The organism is Pseudomonas sp. ASL3, from assembly GCF_056680425.1.
Genome location: NZ_CM155281.1, coordinates 2,052,413 through 2,074,867 on the forward strand (window position 1 = coordinate 2,052,413; position 22,455 = coordinate 2,074,867).

The following is a 22,455-nucleotide window of genomic DNA, read 5'->3' on the forward strand; positions in this document are numbered from 1 at the left end:
CCGGTTTCATTTTGATCCAAAAAGAACGGCCATCAAGGCCGTAGTGTTAGCCATTCAAGGGGAACGTGTCAGGGTCGGGGTCGGGTCGAACCACGCACGATCAGTTTTGCCGGGAAGTCGAACAGTCGTGCCGGCTCCTGGTCGCCACGCAAGCGGTTGAGCAGGCACTCGAACGCGGTAATGCCGATGTCATGAGTAGGTTGGGCAAGCGAGGTGATACCGCTCCCCACCAGTGGGTACCAGTCCAGTTCATCGAGGGCGATCAGGCCAATGTCATCGAATAGAGGGCAACCCAACTCACGCAGCAAACGCGTGCAGGTCAGGGTCGCGACCCCGTTACCGGTGAACAGCGCTTTGGGCCCTGGGCCGGGCGCGGCGAGAAAGGCCTGCAGCTGCGAGCCCAACTGCTCGCTGGTTTCCAGCACCTGCCCACGCAGATGCTCACGCTCGGCAATCAGACTCTTGAACGCGGCGACCCGCTCAAACCGGGAACTGGTGCCGTCCTGCTGTTCACTGACCAACAGAATGTCGCGATAGCCGCATTCATCGAGATGATCGATGGCTTGTCGCACTGCGTCGGCATTATTCAGCCCGACCAGATCGCTGTGCAGTTGCTCGACCTTGCGGTCAACCAGCACCATCGGCAGTTCCTGATGCAGTTGGCGCAGCTCATCGAGGCGATGACCGAGGGTGTTCACGATCAGGCCTTCGATGTTGTACGAACGCAGTGCCGCCAGATGCAGGCGCTCCTGCTCGTCGTCGCGATCGGTGTTACACACCACCAGGCTGTAGCCATGGCGCCGGCACGCGGTTTCAACGCCGTGCATTACGGCCACTGAATAGGGGTTGCGGATATCGGCGACCAGCATGCCGATCAGACGGGTGCGCCCACGCTTGAGCCCGCGCGCCATTTGATTGGGGCGATAACCGAGGGTTTCGATGGCCTGTTCGATACGCAACGCGATGGCGTCGGAAAGCAGCTGCCGGTCTTCGCCAATAAACCGCGAGACGCTGGCTTTGGACACGCCCGCCAGATCGGCAACATCATTCATCGTCACGCGCGGACGCATGGGAGTAGAGAAACTATTCACGACCTGGACCCTTATTGTATTTGTAGGGGGTTTTATCAGCAGGTGTTGAGCCTGAGGCTCTGAAAACGGTTTCAGAAAACACCAAAGCGTCGAGTTCGTCAACCTAAACCTTTGTAGGAGATGTCGCCCCGTCTTCGACGCCGCGCTGTCGCGCAGCAAACTGGGTCTCGATTCTGCCCGGAGGACCTTCCAGCGATATCGTGTCCAGCCATTTTGCGACTGCTTCGGTCGGACGCGACCCCGGACCGATCGCAGACAAGTCAGCTCTTATCAAACAATGCATAACCAACTGAAATAGAAAGATTAATTTGTAGGAGCGCGCTTGCCCGCGATCGCTTCGGAGTCGCGCTCGACCGCAGCAGTCGCAAAATCAGCGAACTCGATTCTGGTAGTAGAACGATGCTCAGCATTTTCGGGACCGCTTCGCGGTCCATCGCGGGCAAGCGCGCTCCTACAATTGACCGAGTTTGCTGCGCGACAGTGCGGCGTCGAAGACGGGGCAGACCCTCCTACAGACCGAGTTCGCTGCTGAATCACTAACGATAAAAAGTTGTCAGCTGTTGTGTCAGCCCTGCATGCTGCACGGCCATTTTGTGTCTCAGAGTCTTTTCGGTCATGCCTGCCGCCGCTTCACATATCGCCGATCTGTCTTCCCGCCGTGCCGCCATCGTTCTTGCGTTGTGCCTGCCCTGCGATGCGCTGTTGTATTTGCTGCTGCCCATGGAATCGCAGGCGTTCGGCGTGACCCTGGCGCAAGCGGGGATTCTGTTGGCGGCCAATCGCCTGGTGCGGATCTTTGGTTATGGCTACGTCATGCGCTATTACGCCCGCAACGGTGATCGTTCGACGCTAATGCTGGCCGCCGGTACTGCGGCGATCTGTGGTGTGGGCAATGCCCTGATGTCAGGGTTTTGGGGGCTGCTGGTTTTGCGGCTGGGCTGGGGCTTGTGCTTCGGGGCGCTGAACCTGTCGACGCAGGTGTTGGCTACGTCAGAATCGTCCGGCGCGGCACGACGGGCCGGGCGTTCGCGGGCGTTTATCGCTGCGGGGCCGATGATCGCGTTGCCGGTCGGCGCACTGTTGAGTTTTGAATTCGGACCACGCCTGATCTTTCTGCTGACGACGGTTTCCGCGCTGGTCGGTCTGTGGGTAGCGCGCGGCTTGCCCAGCACCGGTCACGCGCTGACACCCTCGACCCGGCGCTTCAAATTGCCGGACAACGTCGCCATGTGGTCCTTTGTCGAGGGCGTGGCGCTGGATGGGCTGTTTATCTTTGGTCTGTCACTTCAGGCTCAGGCGGTACTCGGTGGTAACGCGGTGATCATTGCTGCGGTGTTGCTGGCCCTGCGCTACGTGTCCGAGATGCTGCTAAGCCCGTTGGGCGGGCGGGCCGCCGATAACTTCGGCGCATTGCGCATGCTGGTGGTGTTTTCCATCTTGAGCGCCATCGCCCTGACGGCATTCGGCAGCCATTGGCTGATCGCCGGGGCGGCCAGCGTGTTGGTGCTGCGTGCGTTGCAACTGCCGCTGGTGGTGACCATCATCGCCCAGCGCAATCCCAGCCACGGTCGCGTACAAGCCATCGCGGCCAATGCGGTGTGGCGCGATATTGGCGCCGGCGTCGGCCCGTTGCTGGCGGGTGTTTTGTTGCCAGTGGCGTCTGCGACGTGGGTCTACTCGCTTGCCGGGCTGGCCATCGCGCTCAGTGCAATAGTCTGCGCCTGGCGAAAATAGACGACTCTCGCGCCTCTAACCTTATTCCCAAACGGTATTTCCCAGCCGCACCTTATGCTCTTTATGATCACGTCATTACTCGTTATAACAAGTGACATAAATGAACGATACAGCCAAGGTCTTGCTTCCGTTGTCCAGTGTGCCGCTGCATACCCAACTGCGTGATTTGCTGCGTGGGCGAATTCTCGATGGTGAGTACCCGCAGGACAGTCAGATGCCCTCGGAAAGCGAGCTGGGTAACCTGTTCAACGTCAGTCGCATCACGGTGCGTCAGGCTTTGGGGGATCTGCAGAAAGAAGGGCTGATCTTCAAGATCCATGGCAAAGGCACCTTTGTCGCCAAGCCCAAGACTTTCCAGAACGTCAGCACCCTCCAAGGGCTCGCCGAGTCGATGACCGGCCGAGGCTACGAGGTGATCAATCGTCTGCGCAGTTTCAAATTCATCCAGGCCGACAAGCTGGTCGCCGAACGTCTGCAACTGGCCGAAGGCGACACCGTGGCGCAGATCAAGCGAGTGCGTCTGATCAACCGCGAACCGATTTCGTTGGAAGTGACCTATCTGCCGCAGGCGCTCGGCGAGCGTCTGGAGAAGGCTGATCTGGTGACCCGGGATATTTTCCTGATTCTGGAAAATGATTGCGGGCTGTCGCTGGGTCATGCCGATCTGGCCATCGACGCGGTGTTGGCCGACAGCGACCTGAGCCAGGCGCTGGGTGTCGAACCTGGTTCGCCGATCATGCGCATCAAGCGCTTGACCCATGCTGCCGATGGTCAGCCACTGGACTTCGAGCACCTTTATTATCGCGGCGATGCTTTCCAGTACCGACTGCGGATCGACCGTAACCGAGGTGTTCAGTCATGAGCCGGGAAAACATGAGCCGAGCAGTGCTTGAGCAGGAATACGACATCGTTGTGATCGGCGGCGGCACCGCCGGGCCCATGGCGGCGATCAAGGCCAAGGAGCGCAATCGCAACCTGCGCGTGTTGTTGATCGACAAGGCCAACGTCAAGCGCAGCGGTGCCATCAGCATGGGCATGGACGGCCTCAACAACGCGATCATTCCCGGCCATTCGACACCGGAGCAGTACACCAAGGAAATCACCATCGCCAATGACGGCATCGTCAATCAAGCGGCGGTGTATGCCTACGCGACCCACAGTTTCGAGACTATCGAGCAACTGGACCGCTGGGGCGTGAAGTTCGAAAAGGACGAGACCGGCGATTACGCAGTGAAAAAAGTCCACCACATGGGCGCTTATGTGCTGCCGATGCCGGAAGGGCACGACATCAAGAAAGTCCTGTACCGCCAGTTGAAGCGGGCACGGGTGAGCATCACCAATCGATTGGTGTGCACCCGCTTGCTGACCGATGCTGAAGGCACGGTGAATGGGGTGATGGGCTTCGATTGCCGCACTGTGGATTTTCATGTGATCAAGGCCAAGGCGGTGATTCTGTGCTGCGGCGCCGCCGGGCGACTGGGGCTGCCATCTTCGGGTTACCTGATGGGCACCTATGAAAACCCGACCAATGCCGGCGACGGTTACGCCATGGCCTACCACGCCGGAGCCGAGTTGGCGAACCTGGAATGCTTCCAGATCAACCCGCTGATCAAGGATTACAACGGCCCGGCCTGCGCTTATGTCACGGGGCCATTGGGTGGCTATACCGCCAATAACAAAGGCGAGCGCTTCATCGAGTGCGATTACTGGAGTGGGCAAATGATGTGGGAGTTCCACCAGGAACTCGAAAGTGGCAACGGTCCGGTATTTCTCAAGCTTGATCATCTGGCCGAAGAAACCATCCAGAACATCGAGCAGATCCTGCACAGCAACGAACGCCCCAGTCGCGGCCAGTTTCACGCCAATCGCGGCACCGATTACCGCAGCGATATGGTCGAGATGCACATCTCCGAGATCGGTTTCTGCAGCGGGCATTCGGCGTCGGGCGTGTGGGTCAACGAGCGCGCCGAGACCTCGGTCAAGGGCCTGTATTCGGCGGGTGATATGGCGGCGGTCCCGCATAACTACATGCTCGGTGCCTTCACCTATGGCTGGTTCGCTGGCACCAATGCTGCGGATTTCGTGGCCGAACGCGACTTCACGGCCCTCGATACCCAACAGGTCGAACGTGAACAGGCGCGAGTTTACGCGCCACTGGACCGCGAACATGGGCTGCCGCCGGCCCAGGTCGAATACAAGCTGCGGCGCTTCGTCAACGACTACCTGCAACCGCCGAAAGTGACGAAAAAAATGCAGATTGGTCTGCAACGCTTCAGCGATATCGAGCACGACCTGGAGCAAATGAAAGCCAGCAACGCCCATGAACTGATGCGTGCCATGGAGGTGAGCATGATCCGTGACTGCGCCGAGATGGCGGCGCGGGCTTCGCTGTACCGCGCCGAGAGTCGTTGGGGGTTGTACCACTACCGGGTCGATCACCCGCAGCGCAATGACGCCGACTGGTTCTGCCATTGCCATCTGAAAAAGGGCGAGGACGGCAACATGGTTAGTTTCAAAAAAGCCGTCGAACCGTACGTGATCCCCCTCGATGCCAACGAAATGCAGGCCTATGACCGGCTGCGAGTCGGTGCCAACGCGGCCTGATTGGCGAAAACACCCGTTACCCAAAGAGAGCTGAAGGCTCCGAGGACACCGTGAAATGGCCTACCAGCCCCAGGAAATCTTCTTTCGCTCCAACGCTCCTGTCACCGTCGACGAGGATAAATGTATCGCCCACAAAGGCTGCACCGTTTGCGTCGACGTGTGTCCGATGGACCTGCTGGCGATCAATCCGGCCACGCAGAAAGCCTACATGGCGTTCGATGAGTGCTGGTACTGCATGCCCTGCGAAAAGGATTGCCCGACCGGCGCGGTGAAGGTGGAGATTCCTTACCTGCTGCGTTGAACGAGTCGCTGGTCTGTTGACCGAGCAAAGCCATCCGGCTGCCACCGGACGCCCGAAAAAACACCCCTCGTTTCCCACCGCGCTTTATCGCGGCGGAGACGAAACCAATAAATGATTCGAGGGGATAAACCCATGTTATTGCGTGCAACCCTGGCCGGTTTTGTACTGGCCTCATTGACCTTGTCTGCTCAGGCGGAAACCATCCGCATCGCCATCGGCACCCAGGACGCCACCATCAATTGCGCCGCCGGCGGTTTGTTGATTCGCGAACTGGGCCTGTTGGACAAATATTTGCCCCACGACGGTCAGTACAAAGACGCGAAGTACGACATCGAGTGGAAGAACTTCACCAGCGGTGCACCGCTGACCAATGAAATGGTCGCCGGCAAGCTGGACTTCGGCGCCATGGCTGATTTCCCCGGTTCGTTCAACGGCGTAGCGTTCGAAACGGCGGGTAAACACAGCCTGTTCATCAGCGTGCTGTCCGGCAGTATCAAAGGCAGTGGCAACGGTATCGTGGTGCCCAGCGGCTCAACGGTGCAGTCGCTGTCCGAGCTCAAGGGCAAGAGCATTTCCGTGCCCTTCGCTTCGACCGCCCATGGCATGTTGCTGCGCGCGGTGGCCGCCGAGGGTTGGGATCCACTCAAGGACGTAAATATTATCGCCCAGGCCCCGGAAGTCGCTGGCTCGGCCTTGCAGGCGGGGAAAATCGACGCTCACGCCGATTTCGTGCCCTATACCGAGTTGTTCCCGAATCGTGGTTTCGCCCGCAAGATTTATGACGGCTCACAGTCCAATAGCCCGACGTTCCATGGCGCGCTGGTCGACGAAAGCTACGCGAAGCAATACCCGGAGGTGGTGGTCGCCTACCTGCGAGCGGGCATCGAAGCCAATCAATTGCTGGCGGCCGAACCCGAGAAATACAGCGAGCTGATCGAAAAAGTCACTGGCATCGAAGCCGAGGTCAATTACCTGTTCCATGGCCCGCTGGGTGTGCAGACTCGCGAGATGACCTGGAAACCTGAATACCGTCAGGCCGTAGGCACCGCCATCGATACCCTCAAGCTGCTGAAGAAGGCCGACCGTGGGCTTGATCTGAACAACTTCATCGACGATCAGTACATCCGCGCCGCGTATAAAGCCTCGGGGCTGGATTACAACGCACAACTGGCCAACTACGCACAGACGCCGCTCAAGGCCACTGACGCGATTAGCGGGAAGCCCATTAGCGACTTCACGCGTGTGGCTGAAATCTGGGTCAAAGGTGAGCCGAAAGTCCGCCATTACGCGTCGGCTGAATCAGCCTTCAGCGCGCTGGACGGTTTGAAAAAACAAGGTAAAAGCATTCGCGCGATCTACGCCAAGGCTAACGACAGCGGGATCAAACTGCTCGCCGATCAGGCCTGGTTCGCCAGTGATGCCAAAGGCCGGCTCAGCGCTTTCCTGCTCAAGGGCCAGGCGCAGCGTTATGCCGAGGCCCAAGGCGGCAAAGTCCTAGATTTCGCTGATGCGAGCGCCAAGGTCATCGCCAGTCGCTGAGGCCTATTCGCGAATGAATTCGCTCCCAGTGTGCCCGGCATGGGCCAAAACCAGCCATCTGAAAGCGATGGCCAGAGTAAGTGACGACAACTGTAGTGAAACGCAAGGTGGACGCCGTGAGGCCAAGCTGAAAGAAGCGCGTAGCAAAGGCACGACCGTAGGAACACGAACAGGCAGCGAGGCTGGATGCGGGCGATTAGTGTGCTGGGAACCACGAAATCCGACTGTCACCGAAAGACGCATTCAGTAGAGCCTGACGGCACGGGCCGATGGTTTTGGCACCTTACCCGGGGAGATCTCGCACACGTCAGTGAGCGAGAAGTCAGCAGAGGCCGTAGTAGCGAAGATGAGCGGTAATGCGCTTGGAGCAAAGGGCCGAAGGATAAACAACACCCGTAATGGACTTCTTACATTGAGCCAGAGCTCTTTGAAACCGAACCCGGAAAAGTGCAGTGACACCGACGGGTTGGCCGGACATGAATGCCCGGGTGGATCCCGGAGAACTAATGAAAGGAAAGAGCGAGTGATGTGTCAGACGGAACAGGAAACTGGAGACGTGTTGAGCGAAATCAGCGTGGAGCAGGTTGTCGAGGCTGACAACATGCGCCGTGCGTTCAAGAAAGTCCGGGCCAACAAAGGTGCGCCCGGGGTTGACGGTATTAGCACTGAAGACCTCGAAGCGCACTTGGTCAAGCATTGGCCGGGCATCAAGGAAAAGCTTCTGGCCGGGAGCTACCAGCCCGGTCCGATCAGGGGTAAAACGATCGGCAAACCCCAAGGCGGAGAACGGCTGCTGGGGATTCCCAACACGCAGGATCGAGTGATCCAGCAAGCGGTAAGCCAGCAACTGACGAAGCTTTGGGACGGTGGTTTCAGTGAGCACAGCTACGGGTTCAGGCCCGGGCGCAGCAACCTTGACGCGATCAGGGCGGCGAAAGACTTCGTGCTCAGCGGCAAGACCTGGGTTGTCGATGTGGACATTGAAGCGTTCTTTGACGAGGTCAATCACGACCGACTCATGACGCGCATCACCCGCGACATCCGGGACAAGCGGCTGAACAAGTATCTGGCGTCGAACCTGCGCGCGGACATGGTCCTGAACGGCCAGCGGCACAAACGCACGGCGGGCGTACCGCAAGGTGGTCCGCTGAGTCCGCTGCTGGCCAATCTGTATCTGGACCCGCTGGACAAGGAGCTGGAAGCTCGAGGGCTGAGCTTCTGTCGCTATGCAGACGACCTGATGATATTTGTCGAAAGCGAGCGCAGCGCAGAGCGAATACTGGAAAGCATCGTGGCGTGGATCGAGAAACACCTGAAGCTGAAGGTCAATGCCAGCAAGAGCGGCACGGGTCGTCCTTGGGAACGCGATTTTCTGGGTTATCTGATCGACGAGGAAGGCAACAATCACCTGTCGGGCAGGACGGTCAAACGATACCGCAAACGCGTTCGTGAATGTTGGTCAGCCAGACAGGGACTCACCTCCCGGGAACTGGTTGAGCAATGGAGAGGTTATCTTCTTGGCTGGTTTGGTTATTTCCGGCTGGCCACGGAGCGAAACTTCACGCAGCTCTCACAATGGACGCGGCGCCACATGCGCAAGTGCTTTTGGCAGCGGTGGCATAACCGCAAGGGTCGTATGGCCCAACTGCTGAAGATGGGCATCTCGAAACGAGGGCTTGCGCGAGTGAGTTTTCACGACGGAGCTTGGAAAGCGGCGGCACATCCGGCCATGCACCAAGCCTTGAACAACAAACGCTTGAAGCAATATGGCCTGATCACCGCGCAGGATCTCGCCTCAGCACAATGCTGAGCAGTCCAACCGCCGGATGCGGAAAACCGCACGTCCGGTGGTGTGGGAGGGGTAACGGGCTAGTCCCGTTACCTCGACCCGATCAGAAAACATGCAATTCCCTGTGGGAGCGATTTTATTCGCGAAGGCGATCTACCGGACAACACGGAATCTCTCAGGAAAACACCCATGCCCGCATCATTTATCCGCTGGATCCCGCGCACGGCGTCGCTGCTGATGTGTGTGCTGTTCTGGCAACTGGCCGCCAGCCATCACTGGAATCTGGGGCTGGTCACCTTCGCCAATGTGCCTACGCCACTGGCGGTGGTACAGGCGGCCCAGAGCCTGATGGACTCAGGCAAGCTCGGCCGGCATTTGAGCGCCAGCCTGAGCCGGGTGTTTGCCGGTTATGTGGCGGCGATGCTGGTCGGTATCGGCTTGGGTGTGGCGATCGGCCGCTCGAAGTGGGCCGAGGATGTGTTGCTGCCACCCTTGGAAGTGCTGCGCCCGATCCCGGCCGTGGCCTGGATTCCGTTGGCGATTCTGATGCTCCCGTCGTCGGAGCTGTCGATGATCTTCATCACGTTCACCGGCGCGCTGTTTCCGATCCTGCTCAATACCGTGCAGGGCGTAGATGGGGTCGATCCGCGCCTGATCGCTTCGGCAAAAAGCCTCGGGGCAGGGCGCCGGGCGATTCTGCTGGAGGTGATTCTGCCGGGCTCGGCGCCGAGCATCATCACCGGCCTGGCCATTGGTATGGGCACCTCGTGGTTCTGCCTGGTGACCGCAGAAATGATCTCCGGCCAATTCGGCATCGGCTATTACACCTGGGAGTCCTACACCCTGCAGAACTACGCCGACATTGTCGTTGGCATGTTGCTGATCGGCGTGCTCGGCATGGGCAGCAGTTGGCTGATCACGCGTCTGGGCGGGCTGTTGACCCCTTGGTATCGACCGCGAGGTAACACGTGATGAGCATTGCGCAAAAACATGCCGGTCGTATCGACATCCATAACCTGTCCATCACCCTTGGCGAGCAGAAAGACGCGTTCGAGGCCGTGCAGGCATTGGAATGCCAGATCGAACCCGGCGAATTCGTGTGCATCCTCGGGCCATCAGGTTGCGGCAAATCGACCTTGCTCGGCGCGTTGGCCGGCCATCTGCAACCGCGCGAGGGTCGGCTGGAAGTCGATGGTTCGCCGGTGCAAGGTCCGTCACCGCAACGCGGCATGGTGTTCCAGCAACACACATTGTTCCCGTGGCGCTCGGTGCGCGACAACGTTGCCTTCGGCCTGAAAATGAGCGGCGTGGGCAAGACCGAACGGCAGGCCGCCGCCAATGAAATGCTTTCGCTGGTGGGCCTGGACGGCTTCGCTGGTCGCTGGCCGAATCAGCTCTCCGGCGGCATGCAGCAGCGTGTAGAGATCGCCCGGGTGCTGATCAACCGTCCGCGTTTGTTGCTGATGGACGAACCGTTCGGCGCCCTGGATGCGCTGACACGCCTGAAGATGCAGGAACTGCTGCTGGATATCTGGACCCGCATCCGCACCACGGTGGTGTTCGTCACCCATGACATCGACGAAGCCTTGTTTCTGGCCGACCGCATTCTGGTGATGAGTTCACGCCCCGGTCGCATTATCGAAGACTTGCGCCTGGACTTCGCTCGCCCGCGTTTGACCGAACTGGTCACCAGCCCCGAATTTTCCCGCTTGAAGCGTCATTGCCTCGAGTTACTGCGTCACGAAGACGGTCGGCAGTTACCGCGCCTGAACCCTCTCGGACTTCCCCTGGAAAACAACCGACCGCGGTTCGCCATATGAGCGCTATGACTACTAATACGATCGAAATCGACAACCCCGACATTCGTGCCTTGCAACCCCGTCTTGCGGACGAAGACCCCGGTGTGCGACGCATTGCCTTGATCGAGCTGGCTGATTTGGAAGAGCCCGAAGGTTTGCTCTGGCTGGTCGATCGCTTGCGCGATGATCCCGCCGCCGAGGTCCGTGCCGAAGCTGCGCGTTTGCTGGAGGCCTGGGAGGAAGTCGATGTGGTTCAGGCGCTGTGCCAGGCGCTGACCGATAAAACGCAACAGGTGCGTGAATCGGCGGCCCAGAGTTTGAGCCTGCTGAAGACGCAGGAGGCAGGCAAGGTGATTCTGCCGTGGGCCGCGCATGCCGACGCCAGTGTGCGCATTGCGGCATTCCGGGCGCTGCGAGAGTTGCGCTTGCCGGCTGCGGCGCAAGCGGCGGTGATTGCGCTCAACGATGAACAGGCCAGTGTCCGCCGTGAGGCCGTCGGCGTGCTCGGCTGGCTCAAGCAGACCGAGGCGCTCGATGAGCTGGCTCGGCTCGCCAGCGAAGACCCGGACACCGACGTGCGTCGCGCGGCCACCGGCGCCTTGGGGCTGGCAATCGATGCACGGGTTTTACCCGCCTTGCGCCTGGCCTTGCAGGATGACGCCTGGCAAGTTCGCGAAGAGGCAGCGACCACCCTGGGCAAGGTCGGCCATGACGACGCAGGCCCGGCACTGATCGCTGCGCTGGGCGATGATTATTGGCAAGTGCGTTTGCGCGCGACCCGCAGCCTCGGCCGCTTACGCTACGCGCCGGCCCTGCCAGCCCTGATCGATGCTCTTGGCCACAGCATCAGCAATCTGCGCAAGGAAGCCGCTTTGGCGTTGGGCGAATTGGGTGATGAGTCAGCCGTGGTCGTGTTGCAGGCAGCCCGGAACGACGGCGATCCCGAAGTGCGCAAAGCCGTGCGTATTGCTTTGAGCCAGTTGCAATGAGATGAGGAGAGCAGCATGAGACAGGCACCGCAGGCCATCGGCAACTCGCAAAGCAAACAGCAACTGCGCCTGAACTGGGCCAATGACCGTGTGCAATTGATCGGCCACGCCCAGTTGCGCCGCCAGTGCCCGTGCTCGCAATGCCGTGCATTTCGATTGCAAGGTCTGAATCCGGTGGTGTCATCCGCCATTCGATTGCTGGAAGTGCACCCGCAGGGCTATGGCCTGCAACTGGTGTTCAGCGATGGCCATGAGCGGGGGATTTATCCGTGGGACTTTCTTGCAGGGATGGCCGAGGGATTGGCGGCGCAAACCTTAACCAGTGTCCAGAATTGCTTGACCAGTTCAAGTCAGCTCTTATCAACCGGTAAGTGATTGAAATATAGGAACTGAACTTTTGAAAACTGTAGGAGCTGACTTGTCTGCGATAAGGGCCGGAGGACCTTCATTCGGTGGTGAATTCAGCCATTTTGCGACTGCTTCGCAGCCGATCGCAGACAAGTCAGCTCCTACAGATTGCTGAAAACTAATTTTACTATTTCAATCACTTACAGGCTGTTTGATAAGAGGCTCTGGTCAGAAATTCTCGAAAGGAGTACAAATGTACTCCATGAGCACATTAAGCCCCCGACGTACCGCCATCCTGACCTTTATCCGCGAGCGCATCGTGCAGCAGGGTCAGTCGCCGAGCCTGGCTGAAATCGCCGAGGCCTTCGGTTTTGCCTCGCGCAGTGTGGCGCGCAAACACATTCTGGCCTTGACCGAGGCAGGTCTGATCGAGGTCACACCGAATCAGGCGCGCGGCATTCGGCTGATCACTGAGTACCATGGCAGCCGCCAGCGTCCTGAGTTACTGGAAATTCCCGTATTGGGTCGCGTCGCCGCCGGTGCGCCGATTGGCCCGGATATTGGTATCCACGACACGTTGCTACTGGATAGCGCAACGTTCTTCCGGGTGCCGGATTACCTGCTGCGGGTGCAGGGCGATTCGATGATCGAAGACGGCATTCTCGACGGTGATCTGGTGGGCGTGCTCCAAAGCGCCGAAGCCAAAGACGGGCAGATCGTCGTTGCGCGTCTGGACGGAGAGGTCACCATCAAGCGCCTGGAGACCCGGTCGGGCGAGTTTCGACTGCTGCCACGCAATCCCGCCTACGCGCCGATCATTGTGTCCCCGGATCAGGACTTCGCCATCGAGGGCGTCTTCTGTGGTCTGGTCAGGCGCGGATGATGGGCGCTGTCGTCAGTCTCGACGCGCTGCTGGACGAGCGTCGGGTCTGGAAAGGTCGGCCAGCGGCGCAGCCCGTCAGCGCACAACCCACCGGGCATTCGGCGCTGGACGCTGCGCTGCCTAGCGGAGGCTGGCCGGCGTCGGCACTGACTGAAATCCTGATTCCCGCCGATGGCAGTGGCGAGTTGCAGCTGCTCTGGCCGACGCTCGCGCGCTTGGCAGGCAGCGGCGAACGTATCGTGCTGGTCGCGCCGCCGTACGTTCCCTACCCGCAAGCCTGGCAGGCGGCGGGCATCGACTTGCGCTGGCTGGTGATGGTCGACGCGAACGCGCGGGATGCCTTGTGGGCGACCGAGCAATGTTTGCGTTCCGGCAGTTGCGGCGCCGTGCTGTGCTGGCCGCAGCAGGCGGACGACCGCGCCTTGCGTCGTCTGCAAGTGGCCGCCGAAACCGGTCAGACCCTGGCCTTCGCCTGCCGACCCGCTCAGGCCGCAGTCAATCCGTCACCGGCAGCGTTGCGTATCGCCATCGACGTGCGCCCCCGACAATTGCGTGTACTCAAATGCCGGGGCGGTCTGGCGCCGCCGTCACCGATCCCGTTTTCGACAGGGTCCTGAGGTTCATATGCTCTGGGCCTGTGTCTTGCTGCCGCAGTTGGCGCTCGATGGCGTCATGCGGCATCGCGCTGATCCCGACGAGCCGTTGGCGCTGCTGACGGGCACCGTGCAACGTCGTGTGTTGCAGACGGTCAACCCGACTGCGCGCGCCCTCGGTCTGCGTCCCGGTCAGTCGCTCACGGCAGCTCAAGCGCTGACGCGCGAGTTTGCGATGGTGGAATACGACCCAACCGAAGTGGAGCGTTGGCATCGCTTGTTGGCGGCCTGGGCTTGCCGCTTCAGTTCCCAGGTCAGCCTGAAGTACCCACGGGTGCTGATGATGGAAATCGAGTCCAGCCTGGGCCTGTTCGGACCATGGCCGGTGTTCGAAGCACGACTGCGCGAAGAATTGACCGCGCTGGGGTTTCGTCATCGCATCGTGGTTGCGCCCAATCCGGCCGCGGCCAGGGTGTTGGCGAACGCCCATGACGGACTGGCCGTGACCACACGCGAAACCTTGCACGAAACATTGGCGCTGATGCCCATCGACCGTATCGGCCTGAGTCGCGAGGTGGCGACCGCTTTTGCGCGCATGGGCCTGCGTACGGTACGCCAGGTGCTGGCCTTGCCGCGCAATACGCTGGCGCGGCGTTTCCCGGCGCAGGTGTTGCAGCATCTGGACACCCTGCTTGGCGAGCGTGCCCTGGCCTTGGACTGCTACTTGCCACCTGATTATTTCGATAGCCGCATCGAGTTGAACTTCGACGTCGAATCCCATCAAGCGCTGTTGTTCCCGCTCAAGCGCTTGATCTCGGATCTGGCGGTGTTTCTGGCCGGGCGCGACAGTGGCGTCCAGCGCTTCGCGATTCATCTGGAACATATAGAAGGCAAGGACACCCTGGTGCCGGTCGGTCTGCTCAGCGCCGAGCGGGATGCGGCCATGTTGTTCGAGCTGGCGCGCGGGCGGCTGGAGCAGATCCAAGTGCCATCGCCGGTGCGTGCGATGCGCCTGCTGGCGCGTGATTTGCCGCGTTTCGTGCCGGCGCACCGGGAATTGTTCGATGAACGCCCGCAGCAAGCGCTGCCTTGGGAGCAATTGCGCGAACGTCTGCGTGCGCGCCTTGGAGATGAAGCGGTCAACGGCTTGCGTGCCCACGCCGATCACCGTCCCGAATGTGCCTGGCAGCCAGGCAGTGAGGTCAAGTCCGGCAGTCCATTGCAGCTGTCCCCGCGTCCCGGCTGGTTGTTGCGGCAGCCTGTCGCGCTGCACGAATCTGGTGTGCGCATTCTGGCAGGACCCGAACGCATCGAGTCCGGCTGGTGGGACGGCGGCGATGTGCGGCGCGACTATTACCTGATTGAAACCCGCTCGGGTCAGCGTGCCTGGGCCTATCAAACGGTTGGGGAGGCAGGTGGCCTGCTGTTGCAGGGGTGGTTTGCATGAACCTCGATTACACCGAACTGCATTGTCTGTCCAACTTCAGCTTCCAGCGCGGGGCGTCCAGCGCCCGGGAATTGTTCGAACGCGCGAAACGTCACGGATATCAAGCCCTGGCGATCACTGACGAATGCACCCTGGCCGGTATCGTGCGTGCCTGGCAGGCGTCACGCGAGACCGGTTTGCCGATGATCGTCGGCAGTGAGATGCGCATCGACGACGGCCCGAACATCGTACTGCTGGCGGAAAACCTCAGCGGCTATCAGGCGTTGTGCCGGCTGATCACCGTGGGCCGGCGCCGAGCGAAGAAAGGCGAATACCATCTGCTGCGCGAGGATTTTTGCCAGCCACTGACCGGCCTGCTGGCGCTATGGCTGCCAGCGTCGTCGAGCGAAGCAGGGACACATCAGGAACAGGGACGTTGGTTGCGCGGCCTGTTTCCAGATCGGCTATGGCTCGCCATCGAATTGCATCGCGGGCCTGACGATGGACAACGCCTGGCAGACCTACAGGCATTGGCGCGCTCATTGGATATCCCGGCAGTCGCCAGTGGCGATGTGCACATGCATGCCCGAGGCCGGCGCGCCCTGCAAGACACCATGACTGCGATCCGCCATCACACCACGGTGGCCGAGGCCGGGCACCGGTTATTCCCCAACGGCGAGCGTCATCTACGGCCGTTGTCGATGCTGGCTGAGCTTTATCCACCGCCGTTGCTGGCTGAGTCAGTGCGCATCGCCCAGCGTTGCAGCTTCGATCTGGGTCAGCTGCGCTATGAATACCCCCATGAATTGGTGCCCAAGGGCCAAACTGCGACCCGTTGGTTACGTGAGATGACCGAGCAGGGCGTGCGTCAGCGCTGGCCGAAAGGTGCACCTGACAAGGCGCGAGATCTGATCGAGCGCGAACTGGGGCTGATTGCCGAACTGGGTTACGAAAGTTACTTTCTGACGGTTCACGACATTGTCCGGTTCGCCCGCAGCCGCGACATTCTTTGCCAGGGCCGGGGTTCTGCGGCCAACTCGGCGGTGTGTTATGCCCTGGGCATTACCGAACTCGACCCGGCGCGAATGAACATGCTGTTCGAGCGCTTCATCTCCAAAGAGCGCAACGAACCACCGGATATCGATGTCGACTTCGAGCATGAGCGCCGCGAAGAGGTGTTGCAGTATGTGTTTCAGCGCTATGGCCGGGGCAGGGCGGCGATCACTGCCGTGGCCAGTACTTATCACGGCGCTGGGGCGGTACGCGATGTGGCCAAAGTGCTGGGGTTGCCGCCCGACCAGATCAATGCCCTGGCTGATTGTTTCGGCAGCTGGAGCGATAAATTGCCCCCGCCCGAACGCCTGCGGGAATGTGGTTTTGAGCCAGACAGCCCGATCCTGCGTCGAGTCCTGACCCTGACCGGCGAACTGATCGGCTTTCCTCGGCATCTGTCCCAGCACCCAGGTGGCTTCGTCATCTCCGAACAGCCGCTGGATACCTTGGTGCCGGTGGAAAACGCCGCCATGGCCGACCGCACCATCATCCAGTGGGACAAGGACGATCTGGACCTGGTCGGGCTGCTAAAAGTCGATATCCTCGCGCTGGGCATGCTCAGCGCACTGCGCCGGACCTTCGATTTGCTGCGCCGCTACCGGGGTTACGACCTGACCCTGGCCACGGTGCCTGCCGAAGACGCGCTCACCTACGAAATGATCAGCCGCGCCGATACGGTTGGTGTATTCCAGATCGAATCCCGGGCACAGATGGCGATGCTGCCGCGCCTGAAACCAAAGAACTTCTACGATCTGGTGATCGAAGTCGCCATCGTCCGTCCGGGGCCGATTCAGGGCGATATGGTTCATCCCTACCTGCGACGGCGCAACGGCGAAGAGCCGGTGACGTACCCCTCTGACGCGCTGGAAGCAGTCTTTAAACGCACCTTGGGCGTGCCACTGTTTCAGGAGCAGGTGATGGAATTGGCCGTCGTCGCTGCCGACTACACACCGGGAGAGGCGGATCAGTTGCGCCGTTCGATGGCGGCCTGGAAACGCCACGGTGGGCTGGAACCCCATCAAGAACGGTTGACCAAAGGCATGCTCAAGAACGGCTACACCCTGGAGTTCGCTAACCATATCTTCGAGCAGATCAAAGGCTTCGGCAGCTATGGTTTTCCTGAATCCCATGCGGCCAGTTTTGCGCTGTTGACCTATGCCAGTTGCTGGCTCAAATGCCACGAGCCGGCGGCCTTTGCCTGCGCCCTGATCAATAGCTGGCCGATGGGTTTCTACAGTCCTGATCAACTTCTGCAGGATGCTCGTCGTCATCACATCGAGATTCGTCCGGTGGATGTGCGTTACAGCGCGTGGGATTGCTCGCTGGAGCCTTGTGGCAACGATCTGGCGATTCGTTTGGGACTGCGCATGGTGCGTGGGTTTCGCGAGGAAGACGCGCTGCGTATCGAAGGGGCAAGGGCACAGCGTGCGTTTGTCGATGCCAGCGACCTCAGCCAGCGGGCACTGCTTGATAATCGGGCGCGGGAATTACTGGCCGACTCCGGCGCCTTGCGCGGTTTGCTCGGGCACCGCCACCGGGCGCGTTGGGAAGTGGCCGGTGTCGAGGCGCAACGGCCGTTGTTCGCTGAACAGTCGGCCACCGAGGAACCACAAGTGGCGCTGCCGCTGCCCACCGTGGGCGAAGACCTGTATGCCGATTACGCCACCGTCGGCACCACCCTGGGCCCGCATCCGTTGTCGTTGCTGCGTCATCAACTCAAAGCCCGACGCTGCCGCAGCTCAAAGGAGCTGGTCGGCATCGAACACGGACGGAGCATCAGCGTCGCAGGTCTGGTCACCGGTCGCCAACGGCCGCAGACCGCCAGCGGGGTGATTTTCGTCACCCTGGAAGATGAGTTTGGAATGATCAACGTGGTGGTCTGGCGTGATCTGGCCGAGCGCCAACGCCGGGTGCTGGTGGAGTCGCAACTGCTGCAGGTATCTGGCCGTCTGGAAACCAAGGACGGCGTACGGCATATGATTGCGGGGCGGTTGCAGGATCTGACGCCGCTGCTGACCGGACTGGATGTGCGGAGTCGGGACTTTAAGTAAAGAGCCGCTCGGTATTGTCGCTGTGAGCGCTCTATAAAGAGTGGATTAGACTTATTCACAGTTGGAGTTTGAATAAACGCGCAGGTACCATCGCTTCTAGGTATGTAATAGAAGTCACCTGGAATAGAGTGCTTCGCATTATCATTGCGGAGCCCGTGCCTTGAATCCTCGCTGTGGGGAGCATGACAGTACCCTTGTGATGGACTGAGGCTGGAGAGCGGATGAAGCTGCAAAGAGACTATGAGGTGGGCGAGCCCCTCTACCATCAGCCTGCATTGGCGGCTCGAAGCGTTGCCCTGTGGGTTCGTGAGCTTTGGCTCTTGCCGATTCTGGCACTGGCAGCGGCGGTGCGTTTTTATGGTTTAACGACGTCGGCTATTTGGTGTGACGAAGGCTCCAGCCTGCTGATGAGCCAGGATTCGCCAGCGCTCACCTGGTTTCACAGCGCTCATGATGTACATCCGCCTCTTTACTACCTGCTGTTGCACGTGTGGATGAATGTATTCGGGAACGGCATTTTTTCGATCCGGGCCATGAGTGTGCTCCCAGGGATTGCTACGGTAGCCCTCGGTATCTGGCTGACGCGTTTGATTGCAACGCGCCGAGCGGCTGTCCTGGCCGGGGTTTTACTGGCGTTGCTGCCCATTGCAGTGCGTTTCAGCCAGGAAGTACGAATGTATTCCCTGATGGGATTCTGGCTGATGGGTGCGACCATCGCGCTGGTCTATTGGGTAAAAAATCCAGATCGTAGCCGCTATCTCGTCATATACGCTCTGCTCATGGCGGCGAGCTTCTACACCCATTACTTCACTGGCCTCTGTGTGCTGGCGCACTGGTTTTATCTGTCAGTGCTACGTTTTCAGGCACCTGAAAAATTCAAGCTCGTCACGCGGCCCACATGGTGGCTCGCCAACGGCCTCATTGTCTTGCTGTATGCACCCTGGATTCCAAGCCTGGTTGACCAGCTGCAGCACCTTGACCAGCTCAAGGTGGGCGGGGACGTTGGCTGGATTCCGCCGATTACCCGCTACTCTCTGCCTTCAGCTATTTGGCAGTTTCTAATGCTCAGTGATGGTATGGATTTGCTGTGGCCGGTCTATGTCTTATTGCCGATAGCGATGGCGGTGGTTGCCGGGGTGGTTGCCCTGCGTGATCGAAGCCCTTACAAGTTTCATGTTTTAGTGGTGACGTATACCTTTCTGCCTCTGCTGGTTGTTTTCCTGATCTCGTTCGTGTCGCCGCTACTGGTCGAGCGCTATCTGATGTTTTCGGCTATTGGATTGCCCATTATTCTGGCGATTGCACTTGATCAGCTTGAACGACGTTTTCGCGTCCTGGCGATCGCCTTACTGGTAGGGGGCATCGGCGTGGAACTGGTCGGTCTGGATAACGACTACCGTGTGGACGGTCCGCAGTTCGATGAGATGGTTGACTATGTCAATCAGCACTATGTCGCTGGCGATCGTATCGTGGTCAGCGATTTGTTTTGGTATTTCAGTTATGTCTATTACAACAAGACAGGGTCTCAGCCGCTGCTCTATACGCCGCCGCTGCCCGACGGTACCTCGGGGCGGCCAAATGCCTATGGGTTCGGGACATTAGTCGACCAGCACGCGAATAAAATCTACGTTGACAGCCTGGGTGTATTGCCTGTTGGTTCCGGCCGGGTGTGGTTGGTCAGTAGCAGCGCACCGCCCGATGACTTCACGCCGATTCCGAACGACTGGAAGAAACAGAGTGACTTGAAGGTTGGCGACACAGAAGTGCGCCTTTACTCCATCTGTACAGTCGCTAACAAAGAGAACTGTCGGATCTGACGCACAGAGATCATCTCGGAACGTTTCAAATTCACTTCGTAGCAAGGGCGTACGCGTCGCCCTTTGCTGCGCGGGCGTTGCGCAATTCAAAGCCGCCAACGTATCCCTATAGATAATAGCCGGCGCACGGGGCAACGAATTAGGATCTCGCAGGAGCCTTTGACGACATGCCTGTGAGTCACTGTCAGCGGCCCGTGCACCGACCGTTTCGGCAGGTTTCTCGGCCTACCTATGGACAGAGTGAATACGATGATAAAGCTCGGCCAAGCCAAGGTTTCTCTGGAACAGCGTGAAATCTACAAGGATGGGGTGGCCTCGCGCGTAGGTACCCGCGCATTCGACATCCTTGAAATGCTCATCCGCTCTCGCGGCCAACTGGTGACCAAGGACGACATTCTTCATCACGTCTGGCCCGAAACGGTTGTCGAAGAAAACAATTTGCAGGTCCACATCTCCGCGTTGCGCAAAGCGCTGGGCGGTGACCGTGACATGATCAGAACCGTGCCCGGGCGAGGCTATCGGCTCGTACAACCGGACAATGCCACGTATCTGGAAGAGCAGGATTCCTCGTTGCCGGCATCAACGCTTGTCCATACGGTATCGACGAATAACCTGCTCACGCGCAACGTGCAATTGATTGGTCGGGACCTCTTGCTGGTTGAGGTTTGCGATGCCCTGCGGGAATCGCCGCTGGTGACGCTGGTAGGCACTGGCGGTATAGGCAAGACAGTGTTGGCCCGCGCCGTCGGCCATCAACTCATGACGCGCGAGGCGATGGAGGTTTTTTTTGTCCCGCTGGAGGAGTTGAAGTGTTCGGAACTGGTCCTCGAAGCCTTTGCTTGCGCCCTGAATATCGACTGCTCTGCCAGCGAATCCATCCTGGATACGATCGTGGCGCAACTGGGCGAACGTCAGCTGTTGATCGTTATGGACAACTGTGAGCACGTCATAGAGGCGGCGGCTTCACTCTGCGAGCACATCATTCGCCACTGCGCTGCAGTGAAAATGCTCGCGACCAGTCGCGAGCCCTTGCGCATCAGTGTCGAGCGCACAATGAGTGTCCCGCCGCTTGATACGCCAGAGGCTGGCGCCGACAGCACGCAGATTCTTCAAAGCAGTTCGGCGCGGCTATTCCTGGAGCGGGTAGGGGCTTTTGACTCGAGTTTTTCACGGGATGAACAGAGCATCGAGTTTGTCGGTTGGGTGTGCCGTAAGCTTGATGGCATCCCGTTGGCACTGGAAATGGGCGCCACCCGCGCATCGACCCTGGGGTTGTATGAACTGGTCACCGAGCTGGAGGATGGCCTGCATTTGTTGGCGGCCGGACTCAGAACCGCTCCACAGCGTCATCAGACGCTTGAAGCCTCCCTAGAGTGGAGTTATCAACTGTTGAGTGCTGGAGAGAGGATTGTGCTGCGCCATCTCGGCACACTCAGCGGGCGCTTCACCCTGGACTTGGCGTGCAAGGTTACCGCAGGCACCGGGTTGTCTCGAGAGCGGGTGATGGACTGTGTCGTGGGGCTGGCCTCCAAGTCGTTGCTTATGATCATTGCCCAGGGTCCGCTCAGGTTCTATCGTTTGCTGGACGCCACACGGACTTATGCGTTGGAAAAACTCAGGGACTCGCCCGGCTATAGATCGGTTGAGCCAGAGAAAACCGGTCGTCTGGAAAACTCGCTTCGCACTGAGGATGGGGCGACTCTGGAAAAGTTGCGGTCCCGCGCGACCCTGCCCGAACCGAGCCAATTCCACGCTAATCATCAAAGGGTTCTGGCAGCCCGACAGTAGTCACGGATCAGTGGACAGTCATTGCATGAAAACAAGCCCTCTGGTTTATATCGTCGACGATGAAGTATCCATTCGTCAGTCGTTGTCACGGTTGTTGCGTTCAGCGGACATTGCCGCGAAGACGTACGCGACCGCCCGAGCGTTTCTTCTCGAAGACTTTGCCGAGCAGCCGACCTGCTTGCTGCTCGACGTCAATCTGGCCAGCTCGAACGGTTTCGATCTACAAGCCGGGCTGGCGCACCTGGGCCATCGATTTCCGATTATCTTCATGACCGGCTACGGAACGATTCCGATGTCGGTCAAGGCAATCAAAGCGGGTGCACATGAGTTTCTGACCAAGCCCTTCGACCCGGACCAGTTATTGGAAACGGTTCGTCAGGCGCTTGCCCAGGATGAAAAGGAATTGGCCAACAGAATCCGATTGGTGGCTATCAGGCAGTGCTTCGAGTCACTAACGCCGCGCGAGCGTGAGGTCATGGCGTTGTTGATCACTGGGAAAATGAACAAGCAGATCGCTCATGAGATCGGTACGAGTGAAATAACTGCAAAAGTTCATAAGCGGCACATTATGACCAAAATGCAGGCGCGGACATTGATTGATCTGCTGAAAATGTGGGAGCTTCTGGGCATGGCGTCCTGAGCCAGCGCAG

At 59.5% G+C, this 22,455-nt stretch carries 17 protein-coding genes and 1 pseudogene; 17 read left to right on the forward strand and 1 reads right to left on the reverse strand.

The window, feature by feature from the left end; translation table 11 throughout:
* Positions 1 to 68: 68 nt before the first annotated feature.
* Positions 69 to 1,091: a LacI family DNA-binding transcriptional regulator gene (locus AC1MEE_RS09385; protein WP_480415068.1), complete on the reverse strand. Its 1,023-nt coding sequence runs from the start codon at positions 1,089 to 1,091 to the stop codon at positions 69 to 71.
* A gap of 615 nt (positions 1,092 to 1,706) precedes the next feature.
* On the opposite strand from AC1MEE_RS09385, the gene AC1MEE_RS09390 reads away from it, so the two are divergent.
* The 17 genes and pseudogenes from AC1MEE_RS09390 (at position 1,707) to AC1MEE_RS09470 (ending at position 22,445) form a co-directional block, all read left to right on the forward strand.
* Positions 1,707 to 2,825 carry an MFS transporter gene (locus tag AC1MEE_RS09390; protein WP_480415069.1) on the forward strand — a complete coding sequence of 373 codons (1,119 nt, stop codon included), beginning with the start codon at positions 1,707 to 1,709 and terminating at the stop codon, positions 2,823 to 2,825.
* A 100-nt stretch (positions 2,826 to 2,925) separates the two neighbouring features.
* Complete coding sequence (locus AC1MEE_RS09395) at positions 2,926 to 3,687, forward strand: GntR family transcriptional regulator (RefSeq protein WP_480415070.1); 762 nt, start codon at positions 2,926 to 2,928, stop codon at positions 3,685 to 3,687.
* Between the two features lie 11 nt (positions 3,688 to 3,698).
* Complete coding sequence (locus AC1MEE_RS09400; protein ID WP_480416192.1) at positions 3,699 to 5,429, forward strand: fumarate reductase/succinate dehydrogenase flavoprotein subunit; 1,731 nt, start codon at positions 3,699 to 3,701, stop codon at positions 5,427 to 5,429.
* Positions 5,430 to 5,484: 55 nt separating this feature from the next.
* Complete coding sequence (locus AC1MEE_RS09405; RefSeq protein WP_003180418.1) at positions 5,485 to 5,730, forward strand: 4Fe-4S dicluster domain-containing protein; 246 nt, start codon at positions 5,485 to 5,487, stop codon at positions 5,728 to 5,730.
* Positions 5,731 to 5,862: 132 nt separating this feature from the next.
* Positions 5,863 to 7,269, forward strand: a complete 1,407-nt coding sequence (locus AC1MEE_RS09410) for an ABC transporter substrate-binding protein (RefSeq protein WP_480415071.1) — start codon at positions 5,863 to 5,865, stop codon at positions 7,267 to 7,269.
* Between the two features lie 526 nt (positions 7,270 to 7,795).
* Positions 7,796 to 9,079, forward strand: coding sequence for a group II intron reverse transcriptase/maturase (gene ltrA / locus AC1MEE_RS09415; protein WP_480410935.1), 1,284 nt, complete (start codon positions 7,796 to 7,798; stop codon positions 9,077 to 9,079).
* A 168-nt stretch (positions 9,080 to 9,247) separates the two neighbouring features.
* Positions 9,248 to 10,030, forward strand: coding sequence for an ABC transporter permease (locus tag AC1MEE_RS09420; protein ID WP_480415072.1), 783 nt, complete (start codon positions 9,248 to 9,250; stop codon positions 10,028 to 10,030).
* The gene (locus AC1MEE_RS09425) at positions 10,030 to 10,878 is read left to right on the forward strand and encodes an ABC transporter ATP-binding protein (RefSeq protein WP_480415073.1); all 849 of its coding nucleotides are present in this window, start codon (positions 10,030 to 10,032) and stop codon (positions 10,876 to 10,878) included. Before AC1MEE_RS09420 ends, AC1MEE_RS09425 begins: the two co-directional genes overlap by 1 nt.
* A gap of 5 nt (positions 10,879 to 10,883) precedes the next feature.
* The gene (locus AC1MEE_RS09430; protein ID WP_480415074.1) at positions 10,884 to 11,846 is read left to right on the forward strand and encodes a HEAT repeat domain-containing protein; all 963 of its coding nucleotides are present in this window, start codon (positions 10,884 to 10,886) and stop codon (positions 11,844 to 11,846) included.
* Positions 11,847 to 11,861: 15 nt separating this feature from the next.
* Positions 11,862 to 12,143: pseudogene (locus tag AC1MEE_RS09435) on the forward strand (DUF971 domain-containing protein); the annotation flags it as partial.
* A gap of 304 nt (positions 12,144 to 12,447) precedes the next feature.
* Positions 12,448 to 13,077, forward strand: a complete 630-nt coding sequence (gene lexA, locus AC1MEE_RS09440; RefSeq protein WP_480415075.1) for a transcriptional repressor LexA — start codon at positions 12,448 to 12,450, stop codon at positions 13,075 to 13,077.
* Positions 13,077 to 13,694, forward strand: coding sequence for a translesion DNA synthesis-associated protein ImuA (imuA, locus tag AC1MEE_RS09445; protein ID WP_480415076.1), 618 nt, complete (start codon positions 13,077 to 13,079; stop codon positions 13,692 to 13,694). Before lexA ends, imuA begins: the two co-directional genes overlap by 1 nt.
* 7 nt (positions 13,695 to 13,701) lie before the next feature.
* Complete coding sequence (locus AC1MEE_RS09450; protein WP_480415077.1) at positions 13,702 to 15,117, forward strand: Y-family DNA polymerase; 1,416 nt, start codon at positions 13,702 to 13,704, stop codon at positions 15,115 to 15,117.
* Positions 15,114 to 18,200: an error-prone DNA polymerase gene (locus tag AC1MEE_RS09455; RefSeq protein ID WP_480415078.1), complete on the forward strand. Its 3,087-nt coding sequence runs from the start codon at positions 15,114 to 15,116 to the stop codon at positions 18,198 to 18,200. The genes AC1MEE_RS09450 and AC1MEE_RS09455 overlap by 4 nt, the downstream gene beginning before the upstream one ends.
* A 221-nt stretch (positions 18,201 to 18,421) precedes the next feature.
* On the forward strand, positions 18,422 to 20,017 hold the full coding sequence (locus AC1MEE_RS09460) for a glycosyltransferase family 39 protein (RefSeq protein ID WP_480415079.1): 1,596 nt from the start codon (positions 18,422 to 18,424) through the stop codon (positions 20,015 to 20,017).
* 249 nt (positions 20,018 to 20,266) lie between these two features.
* On the forward strand, positions 20,267 to 21,805 hold the full coding sequence (locus AC1MEE_RS09465) for an ATP-binding protein (RefSeq protein WP_480415080.1): 1,539 nt from the start codon (positions 20,267 to 20,269) through the stop codon (positions 21,803 to 21,805).
* A gap of 25 nt (positions 21,806 to 21,830) precedes the next feature.
* The gene (locus AC1MEE_RS09470; protein WP_480415081.1) at positions 21,831 to 22,445 is read left to right on the forward strand and encodes a response regulator transcription factor; all 615 of its coding nucleotides are present in this window, start codon (positions 21,831 to 21,833) and stop codon (positions 22,443 to 22,445) included.
* Positions 22,446 to 22,455: the final 10 nt, after the last annotated feature.